The 6,222-nt window shown below is 35.6% G+C and carries 4 protein-coding genes; all 4 read left to right on the top strand.

All coding sequences use genetic code 11. From position 1 onward, the window contains the following. Nucleotides 1–2,601: WD40 repeat domain-containing protein (locus tag BM378_RS20070; RefSeq protein ID WP_143104612.1), on the top strand; the 2,601-nt coding region annotated here is incomplete at its 5' end. 92 nt (nucleotides 2,602–2,693) lie between these two features. After that, nucleotides 2,694–4,592 (top strand): NAD-binding protein, encoded by a 1,899-nt coding sequence (locus BM378_RS20065; RefSeq protein ID WP_065979376.1) that lies wholly within the window; start codon nucleotides 2,694–2,696, stop codon nucleotides 4,590–4,592. Nucleotides 4,593–4,613: 21 nt separating this feature from the next. Then, nucleotides 4,614–5,729: a lipase family protein gene (locus tag BM378_RS20060; RefSeq protein WP_143104611.1), complete on the top strand. Its 1,116-nt coding sequence runs from the start codon at nucleotides 4,614–4,616 to the stop codon at nucleotides 5,727–5,729. Nucleotides 5,730–5,759: 30 nt separating this feature from the next. Then, nucleotides 5,760–6,222, top strand: a 463-nt coding sequence (locus tag BM378_RS20055; RefSeq protein WP_143104610.1) for a toll/interleukin-1 receptor domain-containing protein, incomplete at its 3' end; no start/stop codon positions are given.

Below are 6,222 nucleotides of genomic sequence, written 5' to 3'. Positions count from 1 at the left end.
GCTGCAGATTTTAGAATTAATAATGACGGTAAGCCAGAAGAGGGCTGGACGACCCCCGCAGCTTATCGTGAACACTTAAAAAGCACGACTAAACTCGATAACAAAACCATAGATAAAAAGGTCGATTCCTATCAGCAACAACTTCATCTAATGCTGCTTAAAATCATTGCAGGCATTTTAGGTGTACCTTTAGGCGAACTCACCCAACGTGATAAAGAATATCAGTTAGAACAAGAACGATTGAAGGCTAAGAAATTGAGGCGATGGTTGGGGGTTGTGGCGGTATTAGCTATTACAGCGGTTGGCGCTAGTTTATTTGCTTATGTTCAAAAAGAAGAAGCTTTGTATCAAAAGAGTTTAGCCAACAATTCTGAAAAGGTTGCTTTGGAAAAACAAAAACAAGCACAGGACAATTTAATTGAAGCAAATCATAATATGGGGCTGGCGTTTAAACAAAAAGCTGATTTCGCTGCCGCTGAAAAGGAGCTTAGCTATGCCTATATTTATAGATTGAATTCTCAAAAGTACTTAAAGCCTGATAGTAAGGAATTTAACGATAATGCGCTTTTTTTCAGGCTTAATGACATTAAAAACCCCGTCAATATTGCAGAACTTTCTTTAGATTCAGGTGGGACTGCAGTTGATTTAAGCGCTGATAATATGCAAATAATTTCTGGTGATTTAAATGGCAGTCTCAAACTTTGGGATGCGAAGACTGGAACTTTGAAAAAAACGTTTTCGGGTCATTCTTCCTCGATTTTAAGTGTAAAATTTGATCCAAAGAATGAAACATTAGCTACCACATCAACTGATAGTACCATAAAAATATGGAATATAGACACTGGAACTGTCTTACATACCTTATCAGGGCATACAAACTCAGTTAATAGCGTTGCGTATAGTCCTAACGGTCGCTGGCTAGTTTCTGCCTCTGATGACAAGACGCTAAGATTATGGAACGTAAACACGGGGAAATTAGTTCGAACACTCAACGGGCACTTAGACTCTGTTAATGATGTAGTATTCAACGCTACTGGAGATATTATCGTTTCAGCTTCGGATGATAAAACAATACAGGTTTGGGAAAGGTCATCCGGTAATTTAACAGATACTTTTGCAAAGGATCTTGACTGTGCTGACTGTGTATATGTCATAGGAAAAGATTCTAAGGAAGAGCTAGAAAAGCACTTTGATAGTGTAACTAGTATCGCTATAAGTCCGGATGGCAAAGTTGTAGCTTCGGCATCAAAAGATAAAACGATAATTTTATGGGACCTTGCTAGTGGAAAGTTAATTAGAAAACTTACCGGACATGATGGCGCTGTAAATAGTATCGACTTTAGCTCAGATGGTAAAACTTTAGTATCTGGCTCTGACGACAAAAAAATAATGATTTGGGATGTAGAAAACTACAAATTAAAAGGTATTTTACGAGGGCATCTAGATAAAATTAGCAGCGTGATTTATGACTCCGTAAATCGAAGTATCATATCAGCTTCAAGTGATCACACTCTAAAGTTGTGGGAGGCTGAAAATTCAATTTCCTTCGATTATAATAATTTATGCTTAGAGCAAAATTCATCTAGCTTTTACATTGCTGACATATCTCTGAATAACCATGAAGTAGTCGGAACTTGCCGAGATAACAGAATTTATTTTGTTGATTTAATCTCTGGTAAAGTTAAAAAGCACTATCATTTTAGCAAGAGATTGGGCGACCTGTTTGTTTATAGCCCAAAGGGACGGTATACAGCCCTTTTAGAAAATAGAAAGGTCACTATTATTGATAATGAAACAGGTAAATTAAAAACAAAATTTCAAATTGCTGAACGCTTTTACTCGGTAGCTTTTCATCCTAGCGATGGTACTTTGATTACTAGCCATCAAAATGGCGTATTGAAGTACTGGGATACATCTTCAGGCAAAGTTTTGAGAGTATCAAAATCTCTCCGAAACACAGCTCGAAAGGTTGTTTTTAGCCCAAATGGAAAAATATTAGCCGCATTAACCGATGGAGATAAAAAAAGAAACTTGAGCCTTGTTGATAGTATGACGGTGCGAACCTTTGAATTCGATTTAGAACAAAGCACTGTAGCTTTTAGCTCAGACAGCAAGTTATTGGCAATTTCATCCCCAAAAAATACAATACATGTATGGAATATAGAAAAAGGCAAATTCCATTCTGAAATTGGAAACTCCGCAGCTAATCAATCGGCTCTGTTAAGTATTGCTTTTAGCCCTGATGGTAAAATAATCAGTTCATCATCCATATTCGAGGGGGTTAGATCTTGGTCGGTTAGTACAGGTGAGCTACTGTATGAGCACGACGTAGGATTTGGCTATCCCGAAATTAAATATAGCTCAGATGGTCAATATCTGGTTGGAATAGATGCAGAGTCAGGTTCATTAAAACGTTGGAATTTGGGTGATAAAGGTTTATACACAAGAAAAACAATGATTGATTCTTATATTGAGCAATTAAAAACGACTAATTTTTTTGTTGAAGGACTAAACCTGAGCTTAAGTATAAATACCGGAACAAAAAACGATAAAGGCCTTAAGTCAAGTCAATCAGATGATCCGCTTGCTGAATTTAAATAAGAAGAAATTAAGTTGAATTTTCAATGAATTATACTTTTATAAATATACAACAGACTGGTGTAATTAGTGTATTTCGCCAAAAGGAAATTTAAATGAAACCTAATAAAGCAAACTCTTCAGCCCCATTAAACATAACTGGTATTGTTATATTAGCATGTTTTGTGGTGGTTACTTTTGTTTTAGGTGTTTATGGTTTTAGCTCGGTATATGTTGCTAAAGCGAATATATCTCACTCGGAATTAACACGCTGGTTTGATGTGTGTTACAGCACTATTAAATTGTTTTCATTAATTTCATCACCAGCTGAAGAGGCTCTAAAGCACTGGGCAATTTCAGCGGCTAGGCTCACAGCTGCATGCTCAGTATTTTTCTCTATTGCCTTTGCTACTTTTTTTACTGCAGGCAGTTGGTTCAAAGCTAACTTTTTAGTCAAGTATTATAAGGGACATTATGTTATTTATGGTTTGAATGACGAAAGCACTTTTTTGATTGATGATTTACTCAGTAAAAAAGAAAAAGTAGTTATTGTAGAAAAAGATCATAGCAACTCATTGCTCATCCAATATAAAAAGAAGAAAGTTACACTGATAATGGGTGATGCTTCAGAAATAGCTATTCAATTAAAAGCCTCTATTTTAAAAGCAAAGGCAATGGTCGCGATCACTGGGTGTGACTTAACTAATTTAGCCATTTTAAAAACATTAGTAGAGTCACCCTATAAACCTGAGCTCCATTGTCATATTAGTATCGACAATGTAATGAGTTACAAGTTGTTTGAACCTAGTGCTTTTTATTCAATCGAGAATATTAAAAAACAGTCTACTGGTTTGTTAATCAATATATTTAACTTAAGTGAAAAAATAGCAATCGACTTAGTGCAGTCTATGAACTTAGGCGGCAATACGGATACTAGTTCAAGTAGTAGTGAACCTGTAAGCGTGCTTATTTCTGGCTTTGACGAGGTTGGTGAATCTGTTCTTAGAGAGTTATTATTACTTGCTCATTTTTGTAACCATAAAAAAATAGAAATTTCGATATTATCAAGCGAAGATAATGATTTTTTTATTACTCATCATCAAGTACTCGAACATTGCAATGGTAAAGGCTTGGATTTATGGGATATTAATTTTATTGGAACAGAGCAAAAGCTTCAAAATCCGTCTAATTTTAACCATATAATTGTATGTAATGAAGATGAAAATATCGCCTTAAAAAGTATACTGCGCCTATATGATATGTGCACTTTAGAGCAGTCGAAAACGACGGATAACACAACAACATTCCACTATTATAATGCGTTAAATCACGACATTGAGCATCAACAAATAAAATCGTTCGGCGCTTTAAAGCATATATTAAGTTTTGAGCAATTATTGGATAGTAAAAGCGAATTACTAGCTCAACGAAGTCATAATATATATGCAAGAGCAGAGCTCGGAGTATGTGATTTAACAGCTGAAAAATTATCTGAACGAATAGAAATACACGATAAAAAGACAATAGATTCAGCTAAGTGGCTACATTGGGTGAATCAACCACTTTTTAAACGACGCTCAAATTTTACTGAAAAACGCCATTTCCCGATGAAGTTGTTAGCTTTAGGTGGTCCGATACCTTCGGGGGTATTTGAATGTTCAACAGTTGAAGAATCGGAATCATTAGATTTTTTACCTTATCTAAATGAGTTTTCAGACTTAAATACCGAAATTATTGAATGTTGGGTAACGTTCATAAAAGAGCGAACAGGGCTGACCAATCAACAACTCACACAAAGAATGCATGAATTAGCAAGAACCGAGCACGATCGCTGGAATGCATTTCATATTGTGAATAACTGGCGCTATGGTGAATCAAAAGATGAGGCAATGAAAACTCATGATTGCCTATTGAATTGGACTGATTTAGAAGAGAAAAAGCCTGATACGATAAAATATGACTATAAAAATATTTATCATATTGCGGAGTCTTTAGCGTTGATGGAACAAGTGTAATTGATATGAAAGGATTTAAACGTGAAAAGAAAATTAGACGCTGGAACTCACCTATTGGCCGTACCGAGTAATAAGCCCTGCTGTCTTGCAACTTTATTTCCTAAGGAACTCTCTGGATCAAGCATTGAAATAATGGATTCTGATGGCAACTGGTCAAATAAAGAAACTGTAAAGTACCTAAATAACGCCTTTGATGTTTCAGATATATATTCTTACTTGCCACCATTTTCTACGTTAAGGATTGTACTTAAACGACCAATTATTATCGATTGGCATACGCAATTTACCAGCAATAGTGGGCTTACATCACCAGAACTAAGTTTTAACATGGGCTTTGATTTTAATAAGGCGCTTTATCTTTGCCAATTGTCGAACCTAGTTTATGAAAGTGAACCAATTATAAGTACCACTATAAATTCTAATTACAGCTTTGACGATTATTACTATTACTCAAAGAGTAGTCATAAAAAGCTGTTTAAGAACAACTTCACTACACAGCTTTTAGCGTTTATTCGAGGTAAAAGAAGCGTTATAGATTTACAGTTTATGTATTTGCAAAAGAAAGAAGAAAAGTCTAATAAAAACCTAATAACAATTGTATTTCAAGGTTCGCAAGAGCCACAAGATTGGATGACTAACTTAAGTTTTAAAGACATAAGTTTTTTAAAGCGCGGTAATGTACATCGTGGATTTTATCAAGCATTTAGGTTGTTTTTTCAAACGTTACGAAAATACAGTAAAGATACTAGTAACAATATTCCAAACTCGGTTTTCGACAATATAGATGTTTTTAATCAAACATCTAAAATAATTCTAACTGGTCATAGCTTAGGTGGGGCGCTTGCAACACTAACCAGTTGTTATCTTGTGGAACTCGGTATTAAAAGGGAAAACATAGAGGTTTACACGTTTGGCGCTCCCCCTGTTGGCACAATTGATTACTGTAATTACTATAAAGATAAGTTAGCTGTTTATCGTTTAGTAAACTCCGGTGACGTAGTACCAAAGCTTGATAAAATCACCAACTTATTTCATTTTGGGAATGAGGTGTTGCTTCCTTCTAATGAAGGTGAAGTACACGCTTGCGAAGGGTATATTGATAATATTATTGATCAAATTGAATCTCAAAAAGCTTGAACAATATAAATAATAACAATAGGTTTCTCCATGGAAGAAAGTAAACAATCGAAAGTTAACCAATATAAATACCATGCCTTTATTTCATACCGTCATGCCGATAATAAAGAACAAGGCAGGCAATGGGCTACCTGGTTACACCAAGCTATTGAAACCTATGAAGTCCCCAAAGATTTAGTAGGGAAAAAAAATGGTCGAGGCGATGCTATACCTGCCCGTATTTACCCTATTTTTCGTGATGAAGAAGAGCTACCAGCCCATGCTGATTTAGGTACGTCTATTGTTGGTGCATTAGAGCAAACAAACTTACTTGTTGTGCTTTGCTCACCACGAGCGGTTGACTCGACTTATGTAGCTGATGAAATAGATTACTTTAAAAAGCTAGGTGGCTCTGACCGTATTATTGCTGCCATGATAGATGGAGAGCCAAATACTAGTTGGGATGACAGTAAACAAAAGCTGGGCTTTACTAGAGAAGATGAGTGTTTCCCAA

The organism is Pseudoalteromonas lipolytica (assembly GCF_900116435.1).
GTDB lineage: Bacteria > Pseudomonadota > Gammaproteobacteria > Enterobacterales > Alteromonadaceae > Pseudoalteromonas > Pseudoalteromonas lipolytica.
Note: the sequence above shows the minus strand (reverse complement) of the source record. Positions and strands in the feature narration are given on the sequence as shown.